The sequence below is a fragment of the Bacillus sp. B.PNR1 genome (genome assembly GCF_030386235.1).
GTDB classification, from domain to species: domain Bacteria; phylum Bacillota; class Bacilli; order Bacillales; family Bacillaceae; genus Bacillus; species Bacillus stercoris.
Window position 1 is genome coordinate 22,845 of sequence record NZ_JANYMN010000003.1, and the last position, 19,499, is coordinate 42,343.

Sequence of the window (19,499 nt, forward strand, 5' to 3'; positions counted from 1 at the left end):
ACTCATCACTCTTCTTTCTATTATTCTTTTATTTTCTTCCTGCCGAACGGCCACCAGTTTCCTTCTCCGAAGGTCGCAATGATTGCCGGAATAAAGAGCGGAAGAATGACAAGGCCATATAGCAAGAGCCCGATAATGATAACACTTGCCACCTGCATTAGCGTATTGACGCCTGAAGGCATCATCGCCGCGAACGTACCGGCCAGTATAATGGCAGCTGTAATAATGACAGATCCCATTTTGCTCATTGACCTGACAACACCTTGCTGAATGCCAAGGTGCACCTCTTCCTTAAATCGATCCAGCAAGAAGATCGAATAATCTACCCCTAATGCGATCAGGATGACAAAGCTAAAGAATGGTACTGCCCAGCTGACGCCGGCGTTTCCTAAGCCGTTTACAAAAATCAATTCTGTGATAGATATGGACGTATAGTACGTCAGCAGCAGTGACGCGATCATATAAATCGGCATGATCATGGAGCGGAACAAAATGGTTAACACGACAAACAGGCCTATAATCATGATCACCATCGTTCTGGAGAAGTCCGTTGTGGACAGCTCTTTTAAGTCCGCATTCATACTCGTGACTCCGCCGTACACGATCTGGGCATCCTCCAGAGGAGTGCCATCAACTTCGTTTGCGACAGCTTTTTTGATTTGGTTGATTGTCGTAATAGCTTGTTCTGAGTACGGATTTGAATCCAGAACGACGCTTAATTGAACACCTTTTCCGTCTGCAAAGGAATATTGGTCAATTGACTTCTTAAAGTCTTTGTCCTTCATTACTTGACCAGGAATGAATATGCCTGTATCTCTTACAGTTGGACTTTTGCTCATGTCCTCTAACATATCACTGGAAGCTGTAATGCCGTCAGAGACTTTCGTCAGGCCTTCATTTGCGCTCTTCACGCCTTCTGACAGCTTCTTCAGGCTTTCTGTCAATGTTCCGGCTTGTGCCTGCTGGCCTGAGAGCTGCTGGTTTGCTTGTTCAAGGCCGGTTTGAATCTGGCCAAGCTGTCCGCTGATTGCTGTAAGCTGCTGCACGGTCTGTGCGGTATTTCCAGTTTGGGAAATCTGTTTGCTCACGAGCTGCAGCTGCTGATTGATTTTGCCCAAACCATCTGCGGCATCACCCAGTGAACCGCCAGAGCCGCTATTTGAGGCCGAGCCGGTTTGCCCTGCCATTTGATTCAGGCCGTTTTCTATATCTGTTAATCCATTTTGGACATCGGCAATCCCTTTTACCGTTTTATCCAGCCCGTCTGAAACCGATCCTAGCTGGTTATCAATATATAAATCTTTGATTTTTTTACCAGTCGGCTGAGTGATGGTCATGACAGAGTCAACATGATCGACTTTCTCGATCGCTTTGCTGATATTTCCGAGATAAGGGATTGTATCAGCTGTTGTGAGATCTTTGTCTCCTTTTACGACAACGTTGATCGGGAACGCTTTTCCTTCCCCGAATCCGTCCTTGATGGCCTCGAGAGCTTTGATTGATTGATAATCACTGCTGATTTCCGCAGTTGAATCGAATGATATCTGGTCATCATAGGTCAAGATGAACGGAAGCGTAATCACCACCGTGATGGCAATGAACAGAAACGGACGCGCAACGGAGTGTCTGCCGAGAAACGCCCATAATTTGTTGTCACTGTGCGACAGCACTTTCTTTGATGGCCAGAATAATTTTTCACCCAGTGTCACCATAAATAATGGCAGCAGTGTATAGAGAATGATCATTAAGATTCCCACACCGACCGCTACTCCTACGGCGGATTGGAAAATCGCAAACTTCGCAAATCCTAACGCGGAAAATCCGATTAATACCGCGAATCCGCTGATGAATAAGGTTTTTCCCCCTGTGCGGTAAGCGATAAGCGCCGCTTCTTTTTTGTCATGCCCGTTTGCCAATTCTTCACGTAATCGTGTAAGCAGCAGAATACAGTAATCTGTTCCAATGCCGAACAGAATCGCGACTAAGAAGGTTTGCGTAAACGTCGAGATAGGAAAATCAACATAGTATACAAGGATGCCAAGTATGGATTGACTGATCAGATAAGAAAAACCCACTGCTACAATCGGTATAAAAGGCGTCACAACAGATCGGAACACGATCAGCAGTAAACCGATGATCAGGCAGACTGTGATCACTTCCGTTTTCTTAAGCCCTTCCTCTGAGCTGTGAGCGAAATCCTGATTAATAAGGGAAGCTCCCGTAATATATGCCGTCAAATCATCGGGAACGATTTGATAAATCTCGTCCGCGATTTTTTCCGCCTTTTTATCAGAACCTGTAATCGTGACAGGAATGAGAACGGTTTTCTTGTCTTTCGACATCAACTGGTCTTTGACTTCTTTTTCCGCTGACAGAGGAGATGTTACCTCTTCTACACCGTCGATCTTTTTGATTTTATCGATCATTGTCCGGAGCTGATCCTCTGTTTCTTTCTTTAAAGCGTGGTCTAATGTAAAGACAACACTGATCGAATTATTGTCTTCTCCCGCTTGTTTTAAAATGGCATTTGCCCTTTCTGAAACAGCATTAGCGGGAAGCTGGGCCTGCCCCTTTTGATTGGCCAGCTCCGTTAAGTTCGGAGAAAATAAACTCAATACGACGGTAAGCGCTAATATAATGGCTGCAATTGCCCACTTGAATTTGATGATGGCTCTCATTCGGCAGAATCTCCTCCTTTAAATTTGCTTTTTAAAATGGTGAATATCTCTATGATGGAATTTACGTGTTCCTCATCTATATCATCGATCAGCTCTTTGAGCGCGTTAAAGATGGCGGAATCTAATTCTTCGAGAATTTTTTCACCGCTGGTTGTGATGTTAATAAGCTTAGAGCGCTTATCACTTTTTGCCGGACAGTCATCCCATTCAACCCATCCTTTATCGAGCAGCTTTTTCAGCCTGTTAGAGATGGCGCTCTTATGTACATTTTGATACATGGCCAGACTGCCGGGAGAGGTTGGGCCCTTGACCTTTAAAATTTTTAACAGGTCTGCCTGTTCTCTGGAGATATGCTTGAAGACATCCTGATTGATTTCACGATGCACAAACTCTGTCCCTTCAAGCAGGACTTCCACAAACAGGTTTATCGCCTGACATAGCTTTTGTTCATTCAACATCTTCCCCTCCTCATTGTAGTTTACCCTGCTAAACTTTATGATTAATGTTAATTAGTTTATTCCTCTAAACTATATCTGTCAACATATTTTATTTGTGAACACCCGGAACACTCGTTCGTGTATAATAGGAGTTATAACCGTGAAAGGGGAAAATTGACATGTCAGATTTTGCACTGAAATTGTATCAATATAACATCTGGGCCAATCAGCAAATCTTCAACCGATTAAAAGAGCTTCCAAAAGAGGTATACCATCAAGACATTCAAAGTGTGTTTCCGTCGATATCCCATGTATTGTCTCATGTTTACCTTTCTGATCTCGGCTGGATTGAAGTATTTTCCGGCAAAACGATGAGCGATGCTTTGGCGTTAGCTGAGCAGCTAAAAGAACAGACAGCGGCAAAAGAAATGGAGGAAATGGAAGACCTGTTTCTGAAGTTATCCGAGCGCTACACACTATTTTTACAGCAAAAAGAACAGCTCAATCAGCCCCTCCAGATTCAAAATCCCTCAGGCGGAATCATGAAAACAACTGTTTCCGAACTGATTCCCCACGTTGTCAATCACGGAACATACCACCGCGGCAATATCACGGCAATGCTGCGGCAGGCAGGATACGCATCCGCACCGACAGATTATGGGCTTTACCTGTACATGCAAAAAACTGAACAGGCATAGGAAAGCGGCTCCTACATGGAGCTGCTTTCTTTTGCTGAATAGTCCAAATCACATTAAAATTTCCTTTCATATACCCTTTATAGTAAAAAAGATAGAAATTTTAGTGTTATAATAATCATTAAAAATAGTTGCTGACTCAATAATCAATTTTTAATGGAGGAACACATAAAGTGACAGACGACATGACGAAAGACAATATAAATCAGCAAACATTGCAGAGAGGCTTGAAAAACAGGCATATCCAGCTTATCGCCATCGGCGGGGCTATCGGGACAGGCTTATTTCTCGGCTCAGGCAAATCGATTCATTTTGCCGGACCGTCGATTTTATTTGCTTATATGATCACAGGAATCATTTGCTTTTTAATTATGAGATCGCTGGGTGAACTGCTGTTATCAAATTTGAACTACCACTCTTTTGTGGATTTTGTACAAGACTATCTAGGCGATATGGCAGCCTTTATCACCGGCTGGACATATTGGTTCTGCTGGATTTCCATTGCGATGGCTGATCTGACAGCCGTCGGGCTTTACACTCAATATTGGCTCCCTGGTGTGCCGCAATGGGTGCCCGGCTTAATCGCTCTTATTATTTTACTGATTATGAACCTGGCGACAGTCAAGCTTTTTGGAGAATTAGAATTTTGGTTTGCTTTGATTAAAGTCATTGCCATCTTGGCGTTAATCGTCATTGGTCTTGTGATGATTTTCAAAGGCTTTTCCACAAGCTCAGGAGTGTCCAGCTTCACAAACCTCTGGAGCCATGGAGGCCTGTTCCCGAATGGCATGCACGGGTTTATCCTCTCGTTCCAGATGGTTGTATTTGCTTTTGTCGGCATTGAGCTTGTCGGGCTTACGGCCGGTGAAACAGAAAACCCTGAAAAAGTAATCCCTAAGGCGATTAACAATATCCCTGTCCGTGTACTGCTTTTTTATATCGGTGCTCTTCTCGTGATTATGAGCATCTATCCTTGGGATGTCATCAACCCTAGCGAAAGCCCATTCGTACAAGTATTTGTTGCGGTTGGCATCGTCGGGGCTGCAAGTATTATCAACTTTGTTGTGTTGACATCCGCTGCTTCAGCATGCAACAGCGCTGTATTCAGTACAAGCCGTATGGTCTATTCCCTGGCGAAAGATAACAATGCGCCTGAGTCAATGGCGAAACTGACTCAGCGTAAAGTGCCTAGAAATGCTTTATTCTTTTCAGCTATCGTGATTTTAATCGGTGTTACGTTAAACTACATCATGCCAGAAGGCGTATTCACCCTGATCACAAGTATTTCAACCGTATGCTTTATCTATATTTGGGGGATTACGGTCATCTGCCATTTGAAATACCGTAAAACAAGACCTGAATTAGCGAAAACAAACAAGTTTAAGCTTCCGCTTTATCCGTTTACAAATTACCTGATTCTTGCGTTCCTGGCGTTTGTTCTGGTTGTGCTGGCACTGGCACAGGATACTCGTGTTTCCTTATTTGTCACACCGGTTTGGTTTATTTTGCTGATTGTGATTTATAAAGTGAGAAAAGCGAAGCATCAATAAGATTCGAAACTCCTGCCTCAAAAATGAGAGCAGGAGTTTTTTTGATGAAAATGACCTTTGCTTTTGAATTTGAAGGTATGCTATAGTGTTTGTAATCAAAACAAGAAGGGATGATGGGTGGACAATGATTAACTAATCTTATTTTTACCGTTTGAAATCAATATTTCAAATCAGAAAAAATAGGATTAGTCTGCCCATTTTCTATATATACGACACCGCTATTTATAAAGAATAGCTTATTTGATCATGCACAGGCACGGCTAATCCTTCCAACACATTTGGGAGGATTTTTTTATTCTCCCTTTAAAGCGAGGGATATGGATGAAAGAGATTATAACATTAACAAACGTGAGCTACGAAGTGAAGGATCTATCTGTTTTTAAAAACGTAAATGCCAGTGTTCAGCAAGGAGATATCATTGGGATTATCGGCAAAAACGGCGCTGGGAAATCTACGCTGCTGCACCTTATTCACAACGACTTGGCCCCTGCACAAGGACAAATCCTTCGGGCGGATATAAAAATGGCTTTGGTCGAACAGGAAACCGCGGCGTATTCCTTTGCCAATCAGACACCTGCCGAAAAGAAGTTACTGGAGAAATGGCATGTGCCCCTTCGTGAATTTCATCAGTTAAGCGGCGGTGAAAAACTGAAAGCGCGGCTGGCGAAAGGACTCTCAGAGGATGCAGATCTGCTGCTGTTAGATGAACCGACAAACCACCTTGATGAAAAAAGCTTGCAATTTCTCATCCAACAGCTGAAACATTATAGCGGCACTGTGATTCTCGTTTCTCACGATCGATATTTTTTAGACGAAGCCGCAACAAAAATATGGTCCCTCGAGGATCAGACGCTGGTTGAATTCAAAGGGAATTACTCCGGGTATATGAAGTTCCGGGAGAAGAGAAGACTCACCCAGCAGCGCGAATATGAAAAGCAGCAAAAAATGGTTGAACGAATTGAAGGACAAATGAATGAGCTCGCTTCTTGGTCGGAAAAAGCCCACGCCCAATCGACGAAAAAGGAGGGGTTTAAAGAATATCACCGGGTAAAAGCGAAGCGTACGGATGCCCAAATAAAATCCAAGCGGAAGCGGCTGGAAAAAGAGCTGGAAAAAGCAAAGGCGGAACCCGTTACCCCAGAATATAAAGTCAGCTTTTCAATCGATACAACCCACAAAACAGGAAAACGTTTTTTGGAAGTTCAGAATGTAACGAAGGCTTTTGGAGAAAGGACTCTCTTTAAAAACGCCAACTTTACGATTCAGCATGGCGAAAAGGTTGCCATCTTAGGCCCCAACGGCAGCGGAAAAACGACATTACTAAACATCATTCTGGGACAGGAAACAGCAGAAGGAAGTGTATGGGTGTCGCCGTCCGCAAACATCGGCTTTTTAACGCAGGAGGTGTTTGATTTGCCTTTAGAACAAACACCGGAAGAGTTATTTGAGAATGAAACATTCAAAGCAAGGGGGCACGTTCAAAATCTGATGAGGCACTTAGGCTTTACAGCCGCCCAATGGACTGAACCGATCAAGCATATGAGTATGGGTGAGCGTGTAAAGATCAAGCTGATGGCATATATTTTGGAGGAAAAAGATGTGCTGATTTTAGATGAGCCGACAAACCACCTCGACCTGCCGTCACGTGAACAGCTGGAAGAAACACTGTCACAATACAGCGGCACATTGCTGGCGGTTTCACATGACCGCTACTTTCTCGAAAAAACAACAAACAGTAAACTCGTCATTTCAAACAACGGCATCGAAAAGCAGTTAAACGACACTCCTTCAGAAAGAAATGAGCGGGAGGAGCTTCGGTTAAAGCTTGAGACAGAAAGACAAGAAGTGCTGGGAAAGCTCAGTTTTATGACGCCAAATGATAAAGGGTATAAGGAGCTTGATCAAGCTTTCCATGAGCTTACGAAACAAATCAAAGCGCTGGATCATCAAGACAAAAAAGGCTGAGAGGCAAAGTTCAAGCGGCATTGAAAAGGACAACAGCTGTTGTCCTTTTTCTTTTTATTTTCAAAAAGATGACTTATAGTATCCCCTATCATCGCTTCCAGATAGGCATGCTGTGTTTGGGTAACGTAGCGGCTTTTCAGCTTAGCTGTTTCCGCATACGAATATTGGTCATGGCATAGCCCATCTTCTGATAAAGATAGACGGCTGTCTCGTTGTGCGCAAACACATGAAGAGCCAGCCTTTCCACGCCAAGCTCTCTTGCTCTTTCATCAAGCTTTTGAAGCGCCAATTGAGCAAGTCCTTTTCCGCGAAAGGCTTCATACAATCCAAAGGAATAGATAAACGCTTCCTTTTGCGGGTGAAACGGATCAGCATACAGCCAGAGCCAGCCCATTCTTTCCCCTTGGTCATTTGTGATGTTCCAAAAATAATGATTGCTGCTGTCTCGCCCGTTCGGAATCATGTTCTCATATGCCTGCTCCGATTTCTCAAGCGCCTCTTTTTCCGTCCAAGTTCCCGACGTTATGTTTTGTTTCGCATAATTTTGCACGGACATCCCGCGAAAGGCTTCGAATTCTTTCAAAGTCATGGCTTCTAAAGTTAATGTCATTCTGTACTCCTCCTTTATAAAAAAAGCCCAGCTGGTGCCGGACGAATAACGCAGAAATGAAGCTCTATTTCAATTACCCGGTTAATACCTGGGACTTTCTATTATTCAATAAGAGAAGGAGATCTCCTGCATATAGGTTTGTTACACCATGATTATCATGATAGACACAATCAAACAGATCATCGCAGGTATTGTCATAAGGATCGATTGCCGCGCTCGAAAAATATGCGCATGAATTGCTCCCGCCATGAGAACGACAAACAGCACACCTGCTCCTAACGCTGCATACCGATTCCAAATTCCCGCTGTCATAGCAAGTGCCCCGGCTATTTCAAGGATGCCAGTAACAGTCAGAAACCATAATGGATATTGATAATGCCGCCAATGCTCAACTTGAAAGGGAACGCGGATTACCTTGATGATGCCTCCCACAAGCATAAAAACTGCCAAACTGACTTTCAAAATAATAGATATCATCTTACGTCACTCCCTTTTGGAAGCATCCCGTATATTAAAAGATTCACAACCTCTGCTGCGAGGCTTGCCGGATCTTTGATTCCGGTTAACAAAAAGGAATCGGTTAAATGTTCAATCATGCCGATCAAACATTCAGCGACCGTTTCCATGTCCAGCTCGGAGTGAAAATAGCCAAGCCTCTGTTCTGCTTCTAGGTTTTCTTTCAAAACCATCGCCAGGTCTTTTTTCATTTGTTTCGCTTCCGGGTTGAGAAAAAAGCCGATCCTGGTTACATCCTTGTCTTCAGCCAGACATTGAAAAACAGTTTCCACAGCAGACAGCACCCGTTTTGACACATCCTCCGTGTGTAATCCGTTTTCCAGAAGAAGTGACTCTGTCAGCTTTCTTAATCGGGAGTGAAAATCGGTGATTAACTCCTCAAAGATGGCTTCTTTGCTTTGAAAGTACAGATAAAATGAAGGCTGTGTGAACCCAGCTTTTTTTACAATCTCACTTATCTTCGTGTCATGGAATCCCCGAATCGAAAATTCATTAGCGGCAGCTTTGAGTAATCGTTTTCGGCTTTCTTCTCCTTTACGTCCTTTTTTACTTTCCAACGAGGACCACCCCCAAAAAATAATACTCACGAGTAATGTTATTCGTGAGTATTATTTCATGGCACTAGCTTCCTTGTCAATGATTTCAAACTGATCCTGTTTGCCAGCTTCCTTTATTAAAGGCCTCATGTATTTCGAATAACTCAATCAATTCATTGATTCCTATATCAATGGCTTTTCATTCACTGATAAGTATTTGCTGAATAGATTGACATTCAGGCTGTGACAAACTTTATTCTTTTTTTCTAACGAGCATCACTCCGGGGCCAGATAGAGTTTTGCCAGCAAATGCAAGGAACAATTGGGTGCAGCGGCGCATAATGTACTGTACAGAAAGATGGAAGGGTGTGATGGGATGCCGTCTACAGTAATCAACCTATATTATTTGAAGATCAACAGTATTTCGGGCAATGGTTCAATTACAATAGGCGAAGCTGCTTATAACAGCCCTACCAACAATCAAAAATCTCAAGGGACCAATTCTTCTTTCGGTGATACCTCACCTACAGAATCGGTTATGGAAAACTTCTTAAACGATCCTGATGTAAATGACCAGACATCTATCGGCAACTCTGATACATCCAATGTTAATGCTCCTCCGATTGCACCACCGCCAATTTTAGATTAAAGGGGTTTCGTCTATGCCATATCAAATTAACATCGCAAATATTAAGATCAACGGCGTCACGCAAAACGGAAATATAGATGTCGGTCCGACTGTGCACAACAGCCATACTGCGAACAGCAAATATTTTGGAGCAAACTTTTCCTTAGGGGATCTTTCGCCTACGTCTTCACTTTTGAACACTGGAAATATTGATTCAGACGTTAGTGACCAAGACCAAATCGGAAACCCTTCTGCGCCGATTGCAAATCAAATTTAAGGAGAATCTCATATGGATTTCGAAAAAATTCGAAAGTGGCTTGAGATTACGAATGAATATAAACAAAGTGACTTTTGGACAAATGTGCTCAAGTATAAAGCCCCGGAACATTTTTTTGATTCCGAAGCTTCTACGTTTGTTTACGACTTTTATCAAGATGAAGAATATAATTTTATCATTGTGGAAATGCCCGGTGTGTATGAGGAAGAATTAACAATCCGCTTATTATCTAAAACCCAGCTGTTGATCAAAGGAACGCTCACGCCTGTTTTTCCAGACGAAATGGTGGTGCTGCGTGAACGGTATTACGGAGAAATTGAGCGAACCATTCAGCTTCCTGAAGCCACCGAATCCCATTTATTACAAATTCAGCTGTTAAACGGGCTTCTCCACATTTCGTACCCAAGACAAGTCGAAACCATCCCGTTGCAAAAAGGGCTTTAAGATGGTTCCTTTCATTCCTTATCCACAGGGGCTGATATATGGTCTTTATATTGATCCACATAAATATCCCCATTACCAAGCAGCACTGCGTATACGGTCTCTTTCACCTTTATGTCTCTTTTTCGCAATTCTTCCAAAAGCCAGGATTCTGTCAATCGATTCTGCTGTAAATTATTCTGAATGATTTCTCCGTCCATAATAAGCTCTATCGGAAGCCTGTGTTCTTGGTTTACCGCAATCATTAAATCCTGTTTGGTTACATGCCGGAATTGCGGTTTTCTTAACACAGTCAGCTGACCATTCGTTTCAAGGATTGCAAAAAGTACTTCTTCGATATTAAATATTTCTTTTTCACGTAATTGCTGATTTAAATAATCAAGTGTGTAACGCATTTTCCTCATATTCGATTCAAGTATCTTCCCGTTTTGAATCAGCACTGTAGGATCTCCGGCAAAAAATTTTCTCAGCTTCCTGTTCTTTATCGACAGGAACGAAATCAAAAAAATGGTTAGCACAAAAATACTAAACGAAATGGCCATATTGTGCGGTTTTATTGAAGTATTGTAAGCTAATCCGGCAGCAATCGCCCCTAATGTGATCGCCGCAATAAAATCAAAAATCGTCATTTGAGAAATTGTCTGTTTGCCTAAAATCCGTTCTGCGATTAACAGCAATCCAAAGCTGGCAACCGTTCTAATGACAACTTCTAGTTCAATCATGTTATGGCGCTCCCCGCTTCCCAGATTGTGTTGGCCAAAAAACTCCTGCCGATATCATTGTTGGGCTTAATATATCCCATCTACCCCAAAAATATTGTTCGGTTTAGAGCAGAATGAACCGGCTGCCTTTCGGATATATTAAATTGCGATTGGCCAGAAGGAAAGCCAATCCCAGGACAAATCTAATTCCTCATTGGTCAGGTGGTAGCATGAAGTTCACTTGGGAATCTCTTGTTCTCATTGTAGCCGGGGTCATTTTGCTGAGAATTTCAGGAAGGAAATCAATCGCACAAATGACGTCAACTCAAACGGTTGTCATGATTTCGATCGGAACGATTATCGTTCAGCCAATCATCGAGTACAGCCTCTTCAAAACATTAATTGCAGCGGCAATTTTCACAAGCACACTCATCGTTATGGAATGGATCCAAATGAAATCGAACATCATTGAAAAGATGTTAACCGGAAAAGCAAAAATCGTCATTGAAAACGGACAGCTTCATATCGAAAACTTAAAGAAGATGAGACTTACAGCTGACCAGCTTGAAATGCAGCTAAGGCTTCACGGCGTTACGGCTATACAAGATGTTAAAATAGCGACATTAGAGGCCAACGGGCAATTAGGAATTGAATTAACTGATGACGCCAAGCCTTTAACAGTCAGGGATTTGAAAAAACTCATTCACCCCGATTTCATAAATAAGGATGGACAAGCCCAGTCTGGCAATCAGAATATTTTTGATGAAGTTGGTAAAAAAAATAAAAAAAACGTCCCTAAAAAGCTGCATTAACAAAAGACGCTTGTGGCATTTTGCAGGTTTTTGTCTCTTACTGAAAGTTTTTGCCGTTTTGTTTAAGCAACTGCTGCTCACACACCATATTGTATAAACAGTCATAACGGAGAGGAGAGATGAATGATGAAATGCCCAGTTTATATTCATTCGATATCCGGGAACAGCGTTTTTAATAACGGATTTGCAGTTTCCATCAGCCCGTTCTCTGTGTCTAAAACAACAGAGGGTTCAGGAGGGAGTAATACAGGTTTGGTTTTTGAATCCAATACTTTAAGCCAAACAAGCTCCGCCAATCAAGCCCAAAATGTAACATATGCGATCCAAGAGCTGCTTTCCAAGCTTTTAGCGTAAAAATTAAGAAATAAACACTTCATGAGGTGCCATATGGCTTTTCCAATTATTCATACAAACTTTTGGGATGCTGTGATAGCCATTCCAATCATCATAGTGATAACCCAAATCCTCAAAATATTATTGAAAATCCCCAAAACTTTTGTGCCATCGGTTGCTTTAATAATAGGTCTTGTCATTTCTGTTTTCATAAGCCATCGACACAGCCTCTTTTCCGGCGTGTTTATGGGCTGGTTTTATGGCTACGCCGCTATAGGCTCCTACTCATCATTAAAAACGACCATCTTATCCTTCAGGCAAACGAAAAACGATACATCAAATTCATAGATGACATATAACGATCTGCCGCCTCTTGATCAGGCGGCTTTAAATCTGCTGATAGGTTTGAATGCTGTTACGTTCATCTTCAAAAGAGATGCTCATTGACTCGCTTAAAGAGGCACATTTATTTTTACCATTATGTTGATGCAATGAAATAAAAACGAAATATCATAGAAGTAAATAGACTGCCAGCGTCCTCTATGACATCTACTTCTGAATGAAAGGAGCTTTTGAAGCATGCGATCTCAAATCAACATCTCAAATCTCACGATAAATGGGATGACACAAAACGCCAATACAGATATCGGACAAAACTTGCAAAACAGCCATACTGCGAACAGCAAAAACTACGGTGTCAATTTCACATTAGGAGATTACTCTCCTTCTAATTCCATTATTATTTCAGCAAGTTGTGATAATGATACAAGTGATCAAGGGCAGAATGATAACCCTTCTTCACCTAGTGAAGAATAACATGATCCACAAAAAAAGAACTCATATGAGTTCTTTTTTAATCGTTTGTCTCGTTTGATATGATGCTTCTTTTCTGAAAAGCTCGATGGTGTGAGTGCTGAGGATATGATAAAGTGAGGAGTACTAATATGCTGATGGATTCATGATGACCAATATAAATGTATAAACCCTTTATTCGCCTTCATATAATCGATAAACCCTATCCAGCTTTTGTTCAAGCTGTTCAAAATGAACAAAGCGGGCTTCTCTCAAATACTCAGTCCCATCAATGAACAAAAGAAGCACGGGAACAGTAAAGACTGAAAATTTGCCGGCAACCTCTGCTACATCGTCAGCATTGACATGCCCCAATTTGATGTTTGGAAACTGATCCAATACTATTCTAAGCTGCGGCAGAACTGCGTGACATACTGTACAGCCAGGCCTTGATATATAGATAAAACTGAATTGGTGCTGTTTGATAAAATGATCTATAGAATCTAATGAATGTAATGCTGTCATTTCTTTCATCCATTTACTCCTTCAAATAGGTCTGCCTTTCATGACCAAGCTAATATATACCATTCACTATACAGATTTATATTTAGTATTTCCGCTTTTTTGCTTTGCAGATCACCTGCAAGCTTGCCGAAAATGTAAATACAAAAGAACAGTTACTGCATGACAGTAACTGTTCTGATTTACTTTCGTATTAAAAATGCAAAGCGTAAGCTCCTGAACCGATGAGTGCAACTCCTATGGAGACGGCAATGAGCACCACGTTATATTCAAAACCGCCGGCGCCATTCGCAAAGCCTTTCGCTCCATGAACTTTTACGATCGCACCTAGCATAATGATTGTGATGATAGCAGCTCCAAGCGGGAGGAACACACCTAAAATAAATAGAATTCCGCTTACTAACTCCCCAAGGCCTGACAGAGCGGCCGCAGCGTTACCTGGTTTTACCCCAATTGATTCGAACCATTGTCCGGTCCCTTTAATTCCGTATCCCCCAAACCAGCCGAATAATTTTTGTGTGCCATAAAACAGAAACACCACACCAATCATAATCCGAATAAGCAACAGTCCTGCATCTTCCATTTTTATCTCTCCTCATCTTTGATTTCATCTGATTCTTTGCTGACGGTACCATCCATCCAGCAATCATCAATTGAATATATGTTTCTTTATTTTTTTATGTGTCAAATCAATCTAATTCTCTTACTTCAAACGGCAGCAGCCCTTGTTCAATTTGTGCCCGATGCGGTTCATATTGCACAGGCAGCATCAATTTTCCGCCCATTGTTTCGTGTGATTCATCATGGGCAAAGCCCGGTGGATCAGTTGCGATTTCAAACAGAATTTCCCCGTGTTCCCTGAAGTAAATGGCATTAAAATAATTTCTATCCCGAACAGGAGTTACACCGTATCCGTGAGAAGCAATATGTCTTTGCCAATCTAATTGATCTTGGTCATCACTAGCCCGCCAAGCAATGTGGTGCACCGTGCCGGCTCCCATTTGACCGCGGCCAATAGGCGTTAACTTAAGGTCAATCACATTTCCGATATCACCGAAAGAACGATAACGAATGAAGTCTCCTTCCCTGCCGACTCGTTCCAGCCCCATAATGTTTTCCAATAGCTCCGCGGTTTTGTCAGGCTGCGCTGATAATAAAGTTGCGCCCCCAAAACCTTTAATGGCAACATCAGGCGTTACATCTCCGAAGGTCCACGTGTTAACCGCTCCTTCTTCTCTTTCCACGATTTCTAAGTGCAGGCCATGAGGATCATCAAACTCAATATATTGTTCTCCAAAGCGCTCGATTTTGGTGTATGGAATGTTGAACTTTTCTAGTCTCTTTTCCCAAAATGCCATAGCCCCCTTCGGCACGACATATGAAGTCACGCCAACTTGGCCGTCTCCAATGACGCCTTGGCGGGCTCCAGCCCACGGAAAGAAAGTGATGATGGTTCCCGGCTCCCCGCCCTCATTTCCAAAATAAAGATGATACGTACCTGGATCATCAAAATTGACAGTTTGCTTGACCAAACGAAGCCCAAGCACTCCTGCATAGAAATCTGTGTTCTCTTGAGGATGGCCGACAATCGCTGTAATATGATGAATTCCCATTGTTTTTTTAGCCATTTTTATCTGCTCCTTTTACATATACTCAACAAACTCATTCACAGGCTTACGGTAGCCGCGCGGCCTTCTGCTCTCTGTTTTTTCTTTCCCAATTGTAATCATCATGACAACCTCAAACTGGTCATCTATGTTCAAAATCTGTTTTACAGCTTCCGCATCAAAGCCGATCATCGGGCAAGTGTCCCAGCCTTTTTCTTTAGCACTCAGCATAAACATCATCGCAGAAAGTGAAGCGTTCCTTATCGCCTCATCTCTCTTAAATTGCTCTCCCCTGTTTTCATAAAACGAAACGGTGTCTTGAACCATATGGTCATACTCTTGCTTATTTAATACCCCTAACACCTTTAATCCTTCATAGATGTCAGCCGCTTGCTGATATGCCTGTTTATCCCCTAATACCAAAAGAACCGCAGATGAGCTAAACACTTTATATTGTCCGTTTGCGGCCTGTTTCAGCTTTTCTTTTACATCCGGGTCTAGAACCGTCACATATTTTGTATGCTGCAAATTAAAAGCCGATGGTGCCAATGCAACCAATTCAAACATCTCATTGAGGTCTTCTTTTGTAATTGGATGACCTGAAAGAAAATTGCTTGCAGATCTTCTTTCATTAACTAACTGTGTAAATTCAGCCATTACGATACACTCCTTCTTATCTCGAATTCGAGATATTATTCTATAAAAAATCTCATTGAATTTTAAAAAAAGAACTGACTGCGATTGGACCTTGAGCGTTGATCTTATTAACTTAATATCTCGAATTAAAATATCTTGAATATGAGATAATAGTAAAATACAGATCATCTAATGTCAATAGTTTTTTTATAACAGATGGAATTTTTCCGCTGAAGGCAGCATTATTATTGCCACTCCTTGTTACATGAGAACTCATTTGTTTGCAGTGTGAGCTTTTAGCACAGCTCCAACTTTTTTTCTGTTACCTTATTTATTAGTAACCAGGAAACAACGTTGCTATAGACCCACTCGAAATTGAATTGGTATGATAAGCAAAGTGATTACACAGAAAAGGATACGGAGAGCGTCTAAAGAGCACTCCTATTTTTTTTGTGCAGTTTTATAGGAGGAAAAAATGGCAAGTGAAAGAGAACAAATCAGCAGAAAAGTTGCTTTGATTGCATTGATCGCCAATCTGATCCTAATGGCAGGAAAGGTCTTTTTTGGACTGATAGGCGATAGTGAAGCCGTTTTTGCAGACGGAATCCATTCCGCGGCAGATGTCGTTGCTTCGATTGCGGTCTTGGCAGTGATCGGCATTTCCAATAAACCGCCCGATCAGGACCATCCTTTTGGACACGGAAAAGCAGAAGTCATTAGTGAGGCGATTGTAGGAATAATCTTAGTGATCGTATCCGTTTATATCCTCATTGAAGCGATTCTGTCCTTTGTTAAAGGGCCAAGCGTTCCCCAATACAGCGCATTATTTGCGGCTCTTATTTCGTACGTGGCTAAGGAAATCTTATATCGTTATTCTATCAAGCAAGGGGAAAAATGGAACAGCAAAGCGATTATAGCGATTGCATACGATCATAAAGGCGATATCGTTGCCTCCCTTGCCGCTTTTATCGGCGTCCTATTGGCTATCATCGGAAACACCCGCGGCTGGGCCTATCTGTTGTACGCCGATGCAATTGCCAGTGCAATCGTTGCTTACCTCATTTTTAAGATTTCTATGGAATTAATCAGGCCGTCTGTTGATGTGCTCATGGAAAAGAGCGTTGACCCCAAGCTGATCGAGGAATATAAAGCTGTTATTTTTCAATGTGATCAGGTAAAACGAATCGATAGAATCCGCGCGAGAGAACACGGCCACTATAAATTGCTTGATGTCCGTCTATCTTTGGATCATGATTTGACAATTAAGCAGGGACATGACATTGCCCGCGAAATTCGAAATGAAATCAAAAGACAGTTTTCCGATGTTGAAGAAGTGCTCATCCATGTGAATCCTTATTTCGAAGAATGAAAAGCTCCTTTTGAAAAGGAGCTTTTGCTTTATGCTGTTAAACTTTCCCTTTAGAACTCGCTGTACTATATAATATGGATGTATATCAATCATAGGGACAGAAAGGTTGTTAGAATGAAGGAATTTTTTTCGATTGGGGAAGTGTCAAAGTTATTCAATGTGAAAATCTCTGCTCTTAGGTATTATGATGAAATCGGTCTTTTGAAGCCGGAATATAAAGACGAGAAAACGAACTATCGATATTATTCCACCCAACAGTTTGAGCGGCTGGATACCATCAAGTATTTGAGGGCCTTAGGTCTGCCAATCCATAAGCTGCTTGATTTTTATAACTCTCAAAATACAAATACCCTTCTTCATTTACTAAAAAGCCAGCAAGCTGAAATTGACCGCAAGAAGAAAGAATTGGAACGCATTGAACGAAAGATCTCCCGCCGCATCACACATATAGAAGATGCCGTTCACACACCGTTACATCACATTTCAAAAATCAAACTTCCCGCAATTCGTGTGGCTTATTTACAGCATGAATATGTTCTCGGCCATGATATCGAACATTCATTAGCGGAATTGAGAACTCACCTGAATGTGAACGAAGATATATTTATAGGCAAAATCGGTTTATCCATTTCAGCAGCAAATGTGAAGGCAAAACAGTTTGACAAATATTCCAGTATATTTATGATTCTTGAAGATGAAAATGAAAAAACTTCATCAGAAATCATTTTCCCTTCAAGAGAATATCTGCAAATTAGGTTTAGAGGGTCACACCCAGAAGCCGAACCATACTACAAAACATTACTGGCGTATATGGAAGAGCATCATTATGAGGTAGCAGGAGATTCTATCGAAATCACACTCATTGATTATGGCATTACGAATAACCTAGACAATTATGTGACTGAAATCCTCTTGCCCATCAAATAATCTCATGAATATGTTTTTGATCTCCCTTGACTCTCTACTAACTAGAGGGTTTATTTTTTATGCAGGAATCATTATTGGAGGAGAAAGCTTATGTTTGGAACGATTTTTAACACAGTGATGATCATTGCGGGAAGCATAATCGGGGGGATATTCAAAAAAGGCATTAAAGATGAATACCAGGATATTTTGATGCAGGCAATGGGATTCGCTGCAGTCGCGCTGGGAATCAACGCCGTTACACAGCATTTGCCTGATAGTAAATACCCCATTCTTTTCATCGTGAGTTTAGCCATTGGAGGTTTGCTTGGCCAGGTCATTAATCTGGAATTACGATTCAACAAGCTGGTGAACAAATTTTCTAAAAGCAATTTAGCGGAGGGGTTATCAACTGCGGTCTTATTATTTTGTATAGGCTCGCTGTCAATATTGGGTCCTGTTGAAGCGGCTTTGCATGGAGATTATACGTACCTTCTGACAAACGGTATGTTAGATGGGATCACCTCCATTGTGCTCGCCTCGACTTTTGGTTTTGGGATAGCGGCAGCTGCCATTGTATTGTTTGCTTGGCAGGGCTCCATCTATTTATTTGCTAAAGTAATGGAGAGCGCAATCAATACAGACCTTATTAACGAAATTACTATTGTGGGAGGCATACTCATCCTCAGTTCAGGTCTAAGCATTCTTGGAATCAAGAAGTTCAAAACACTGAATCTGCTGCCTTCCCTGTTGATCCCTCCTGTTGTGATTTTTGTGATTCAATCATTTGGATTGCATTTTTAACAAATCGGCATCAATTAAGCGAAAATCATGAATGCCGGCCATGTTTTATTGCTTGAACAGACGGAGAATGGTCATATGGGCGTCAATTCATTCATCACAATCTTTGCGATCGTCTTTGTACATAAACCGATCGATGGCCGGCAGTTCACAACAAAAATACCAAGGTCGTCAAGATCCTTGGTATCATGCTGAACATGCGCTGTGTTTCTGTCTCTGATCTACATTTGTAATGCTGAGTCTTTGATACCATGCATTCAAATCACAATGTACTGCCCTCTATAAGGCTTTCTCACCTCGGGGTGTGTTTTCATCAAAGTATTCATAAATGATGTCATATTCGAAATGTGTACGCCGGTTTCCTTTTCAATCCTTCTTTTCAAATCGATACTGCTCATTGGCTTATTCTGCTGCTTTAATATGTGTAATGCTGCTTCACGGGAGGCTTTTGATTCAGCTCTGCCCTGTCTTCTTTTTTTCTTTTGGATAGGTTTTGATGTTACACGATATGTCTTTACATCATTTGCAGCTTGTGCCATGAACGCAACTTGAGATGGGCTCGTCTTTGACCGTTGTAGCTGAAACTCACGAAGGATCGAGCTTTCATGTTTATCTATGTGTGCTAATCTCATACACAAAGCTTCTCCCCCCAATTAAGCAGACGGAAAAGAGCTTTATTCCACCTGCAGA

24 protein-coding genes are annotated in these 19,499 nt (G+C 41.8%); 13 read left to right on the forward strand and 11 right to left on the reverse strand.

From position 1 onward, the window contains the following. Positions 1 to 20 precede the first annotated feature (20 nt). Positions 21 to 2,678 carry an MMPL family transporter gene (locus tag NZD81_RS16825; protein WP_282374016.1) on the reverse strand — a complete coding sequence of 886 codons (2,658 nt, stop codon included), beginning with the start codon at positions 2,676 to 2,678 and terminating at the stop codon, positions 21 to 23. Then, positions 2,675 to 3,133: a MarR family transcriptional regulator gene (locus NZD81_RS16830; protein ID WP_040084379.1), complete on the reverse strand. Its 459-nt coding sequence runs from the start codon at positions 3,131 to 3,133 to the stop codon at positions 2,675 to 2,677. Before NZD81_RS16830 ends, NZD81_RS16825 begins: the two co-directional genes overlap by 4 nt. A gap of 161 nt (positions 3,134 to 3,294) precedes the next feature. Between NZD81_RS16830 and dinB the strand changes: the two genes are divergently transcribed. The 3 genes from dinB to vmlR all read left to right on the forward strand — a co-directional run bounded on the left by dinB (position 3,295) and on the right by vmlR (position 7,325). Beyond that, positions 3,295 to 3,813 carry a damage-inducible protein DinB gene (dinB, locus tag NZD81_RS16835; protein ID WP_095432041.1) on the forward strand — a complete coding sequence of 173 codons (519 nt, stop codon included), beginning with the start codon at positions 3,295 to 3,297 and terminating at the stop codon, positions 3,811 to 3,813. A gap of 170 nt (positions 3,814 to 3,983) precedes the next feature. Next, entirely contained in the window at positions 3,984 to 5,360 is a 1,377-nt protein-coding gene (locus NZD81_RS16840) for an amino acid permease (protein ID WP_172640240.1), read from the forward strand. 321 nt (positions 5,361 to 5,681) lie between these two features. Further along, entirely contained in the window at positions 5,682 to 7,325 is a 1,644-nt protein-coding gene (vmlR, locus tag NZD81_RS16845) for an ABC-F type ribosomal protection protein VmlR (protein ID WP_282374015.1), read from the forward strand. Positions 7,326 to 7,461: 136 nt separating this feature from the next. On the opposite strand, the gene NZD81_RS16850 is transcribed toward vmlR, so the two are convergent. The 3 genes from NZD81_RS16850 to NZD81_RS16860 all read right to left on the reverse strand — a co-directional run bounded on the left by NZD81_RS16850 (position 7,462) and on the right by NZD81_RS16860 (position 9,008). Next, positions 7,462 to 7,935, reverse strand: coding sequence for a GNAT family N-acetyltransferase (locus tag NZD81_RS16850; RefSeq protein ID WP_172640238.1), 474 nt, complete (start codon positions 7,933 to 7,935; stop codon positions 7,462 to 7,464). Between the two features lie 141 nt (positions 7,936 to 8,076). Beyond that, entirely contained in the window at positions 8,077 to 8,412 is a 336-nt protein-coding gene (locus tag NZD81_RS16855) for a DoxX family protein (RefSeq protein WP_289861009.1), read from the reverse strand. Further along, positions 8,409 to 9,008: a TetR/AcrR family transcriptional regulator gene (locus tag NZD81_RS16860; protein WP_136654800.1), complete on the reverse strand. Its 600-nt coding sequence runs from the start codon at positions 9,006 to 9,008 to the stop codon at positions 8,409 to 8,411. The genes NZD81_RS16855 and NZD81_RS16860 overlap by 4 nt, the downstream gene beginning before the upstream one ends. Before the next feature lie 355 nt (positions 9,009 to 9,363). Here NZD81_RS16860 and NZD81_RS16865 point away from each other — a divergent pair, with 355 nt between their 5' ends. The 3 genes from NZD81_RS16865 to cotP are packed head-to-tail and all read left to right on the forward strand — an operon-like array spanning position 9,364 to position 10,336. Beyond that, entirely contained in the window at positions 9,364 to 9,636 is a 273-nt protein-coding gene (locus tag NZD81_RS16865; RefSeq protein ID WP_003243854.1) for a spore germination protein, read from the forward strand. A gap of 13 nt (positions 9,637 to 9,649) precedes the next feature. After that, positions 9,650 to 9,892 carry a spore germination protein gene (locus NZD81_RS16870; RefSeq protein ID WP_014478992.1) on the forward strand — a complete coding sequence of 81 codons (243 nt, stop codon included), beginning with the start codon at positions 9,650 to 9,652 and terminating at the stop codon, positions 9,890 to 9,892. 12 nt (positions 9,893 to 9,904) lie between these two features. After that, positions 9,905 to 10,336, forward strand: a complete 432-nt coding sequence (gene cotP, locus NZD81_RS16875; protein WP_014662972.1) for a spore coat protein CotP — start codon at positions 9,905 to 9,907, stop codon at positions 10,334 to 10,336. An 11-nt stretch (positions 10,337 to 10,347) separates the two neighbouring features. Here the strand turns inward: cotP and NZD81_RS16880 are convergent, their stop codons facing one another. Next, entirely contained in the window at positions 10,348 to 11,055 is a 708-nt protein-coding gene (locus NZD81_RS16880) for a DUF421 domain-containing protein (RefSeq protein ID WP_206869292.1), read from the reverse strand. Positions 11,056 to 11,264: 209 nt separating this feature from the next. Between NZD81_RS16880 and NZD81_RS16885 the strand changes: the two genes are divergently transcribed. From NZD81_RS16885 to NZD81_RS16900, 4 genes are all read left to right on the forward strand, one after another. Further along, the gene (locus tag NZD81_RS16885) at positions 11,265 to 11,846 is read left to right on the forward strand and encodes a DUF421 domain-containing protein (RefSeq protein WP_014662970.1); all 582 of its coding nucleotides are present in this window, start codon (positions 11,265 to 11,267) and stop codon (positions 11,844 to 11,846) included. 123 nt (positions 11,847 to 11,969) lie between these two features. Continuing rightward, positions 11,970 to 12,200 carry a spore germination protein gene (locus NZD81_RS16890; RefSeq protein ID WP_014662969.1) on the forward strand — a complete coding sequence of 77 codons (231 nt, stop codon included), beginning with the start codon at positions 11,970 to 11,972 and terminating at the stop codon, positions 12,198 to 12,200. A gap of 33 nt (positions 12,201 to 12,233) precedes the next feature. After that, positions 12,234 to 12,527 carry a hypothetical protein gene (locus NZD81_RS16895; protein ID WP_014662968.1) on the forward strand — a complete coding sequence of 98 codons (294 nt, stop codon included), beginning with the start codon at positions 12,234 to 12,236 and terminating at the stop codon, positions 12,525 to 12,527. A 231-nt stretch (positions 12,528 to 12,758) separates the two neighbouring features. Further along, positions 12,759 to 12,995, forward strand: a complete 237-nt coding sequence (locus NZD81_RS16900) for a spore germination protein (RefSeq protein ID WP_014662967.1) — start codon at positions 12,759 to 12,761, stop codon at positions 12,993 to 12,995. Between the two features lie 171 nt (positions 12,996 to 13,166). Here NZD81_RS16900 and NZD81_RS16905 read toward each other — a convergent pair whose 3' ends face one another. From NZD81_RS16905 to NZD81_RS16920, 4 genes are all read right to left on the reverse strand, one after another. Further along, on the reverse strand, positions 13,167 to 13,505 hold the full coding sequence (locus tag NZD81_RS16905) for a thioredoxin family protein (RefSeq protein WP_040084048.1): 339 nt from the start codon (positions 13,503 to 13,505) through the stop codon (positions 13,167 to 13,169). A gap of 181 nt (positions 13,506 to 13,686) precedes the next feature. Then, the gene (locus NZD81_RS16910; protein WP_014662965.1) at positions 13,687 to 14,076 is read right to left on the reverse strand and encodes a DoxX family protein; all 390 of its coding nucleotides are present in this window, start codon (positions 14,074 to 14,076) and stop codon (positions 13,687 to 13,689) included. A gap of 106 nt (positions 14,077 to 14,182) precedes the next feature. Then, positions 14,183 to 15,121: a ring-cleaving dioxygenase gene (locus NZD81_RS16915; protein WP_282374014.1), complete on the reverse strand. Its 939-nt coding sequence runs from the start codon at positions 15,119 to 15,121 to the stop codon at positions 14,183 to 14,185. Between the two features lie 15 nt (positions 15,122 to 15,136). Then, complete coding sequence (locus NZD81_RS16920; protein WP_040084051.1) at positions 15,137 to 15,757, reverse strand: nitroreductase family protein; 621 nt, start codon at positions 15,755 to 15,757, stop codon at positions 15,137 to 15,139. A gap of 454 nt (positions 15,758 to 16,211) precedes the next feature. On the opposite strand from NZD81_RS16920, the gene mneP reads away from it, so the two are divergent. The 3 genes from mneP to NZD81_RS16935 all read left to right on the forward strand — a co-directional run bounded on the left by mneP (position 16,212) and on the right by NZD81_RS16935 (position 18,812). Continuing rightward, positions 16,212 to 17,105 (forward strand): manganese transporter MneP, encoded by an 894-nt coding sequence (mneP, locus tag NZD81_RS16925; protein WP_243572507.1) that lies wholly within the window; start codon positions 16,212 to 16,214, stop codon positions 17,103 to 17,105. Between the two features lie 114 nt (positions 17,106 to 17,219). Continuing rightward, a complete protein-coding gene (locus NZD81_RS16930) occupies positions 17,220 to 18,032 on the forward strand; it encodes a MerR family transcriptional regulator (RefSeq protein ID WP_071582111.1) in 813 nt (270 codons plus the stop codon). Between the two features lie 90 nt (positions 18,033 to 18,122). Then, on the forward strand, positions 18,123 to 18,812 hold the full coding sequence (locus tag NZD81_RS16935; RefSeq protein WP_136654803.1) for a DUF554 domain-containing protein: 690 nt from the start codon (positions 18,123 to 18,125) through the stop codon (positions 18,810 to 18,812). 254 nt (positions 18,813 to 19,066) lie between these two features. Here the strand turns inward: NZD81_RS16935 and NZD81_RS16940 are convergent, their stop codons facing one another. Continuing rightward, entirely contained in the window at positions 19,067 to 19,441 is a 375-nt protein-coding gene (locus NZD81_RS16940) for a Rok-like winged helix domain-containing protein (RefSeq protein WP_282374013.1), read from the reverse strand. Positions 19,442 to 19,499 lie beyond the last annotated feature (58 nt).

Coding starts and splice junctions, on each gene's coding strand:
- dinB (WP_095432041.1), top strand. CDS start 3,295: ATGTCAGATTTTGCACTGAAATTGTATCAATATAACATCTGGGCCAAT.
- NZD81_RS16920 (WP_040084051.1), bottom strand. CDS start 15,757: ATGGCTGAATTTACACAGTTAGTTAATGAAAGAAGATCTGCAAGCAAT.
- NZD81_RS16885 (WP_014662970.1), top strand. CDS start 11,265: ATGAAGTTCACTTGGGAATCTCTTGTTCTCATTGTAGCCGGGGTCATT.
- NZD81_RS16825 (WP_282374016.1), bottom strand. CDS start 2,678: ATGAGAGCCATCATCAAATTCAAGTGGGCAATTGCAGCCATTATATTA.
- cotP (WP_014662972.1), top strand. CDS start 9,905: ATGGATTTCGAAAAAATTCGAAAGTGGCTTGAGATTACGAATGAATAT.
- NZD81_RS16890 (WP_014662969.1), top strand. CDS start 11,970: ATGATGAAATGCCCAGTTTATATTCATTCGATATCCGGGAACAGCGTT.
- NZD81_RS16930 (WP_071582111.1), top strand. CDS start 17,220: ATGAAGGAATTTTTTTCGATTGGGGAAGTGTCAAAGTTATTCAATGTG.
- NZD81_RS16935 (WP_136654803.1), top strand. CDS start 18,123: ATGTTTGGAACGATTTTTAACACAGTGATGATCATTGCGGGAAGCATA.
- NZD81_RS16865 (WP_003243854.1), top strand. CDS start 9,364: ATGCCGTCTACAGTAATCAACCTATATTATTTGAAGATCAACAGTATT.
- NZD81_RS16940 (WP_282374013.1), bottom strand. CDS start 19,441: ATGAGATTAGCACACATAGATAAACATGAAAGCTCGATCCTTCGTGAG.
- NZD81_RS16910 (WP_014662965.1), bottom strand. CDS start 14,076: ATGGAAGATGCAGGACTGTTGCTTATTCGGATTATGATTGGTGTGGTG.
- NZD81_RS16855 (WP_289861009.1), bottom strand. CDS start 8,412: ATGATATCTATTATTTTGAAAGTCAGTTTGGCAGTTTTTATGCTTGTG.
- NZD81_RS16895 (WP_014662968.1), top strand. CDS start 12,234: ATGGCTTTTCCAATTATTCATACAAACTTTTGGGATGCTGTGATAGCC.
- vmlR (WP_282374015.1), top strand. CDS start 5,682: ATGAAAGAGATTATAACATTAACAAACGTGAGCTACGAAGTGAAGGAT.
- NZD81_RS16870 (WP_014478992.1), top strand. CDS start 9,650: ATGCCATATCAAATTAACATCGCAAATATTAAGATCAACGGCGTCACG.
- NZD81_RS16915 (WP_282374014.1), bottom strand. CDS start 15,121: ATGGCTAAAAAAACAATGGGAATTCATCATATTACAGCGATTGTCGGC.
- mneP (WP_243572507.1), top strand. CDS start 16,212: ATGGCAAGTGAAAGAGAACAAATCAGCAGAAAAGTTGCTTTGATTGCA.
- NZD81_RS16905 (WP_040084048.1), bottom strand. CDS start 13,505: ATGAAAGAAATGACAGCATTACATTCATTAGATTCTATAGATCATTTT.
- NZD81_RS16880 (WP_206869292.1), bottom strand. CDS start 11,055: ATGATTGAACTAGAAGTTGTCATTAGAACGGTTGCCAGCTTTGGATTG.
- NZD81_RS16900 (WP_014662967.1), top strand. CDS start 12,759: ATGCGATCTCAAATCAACATCTCAAATCTCACGATAAATGGGATGACA.
- NZD81_RS16850 (WP_172640238.1), bottom strand. CDS start 7,935: ATGACATTAACTTTAGAAGCCATGACTTTGAAAGAATTCGAAGCCTTT.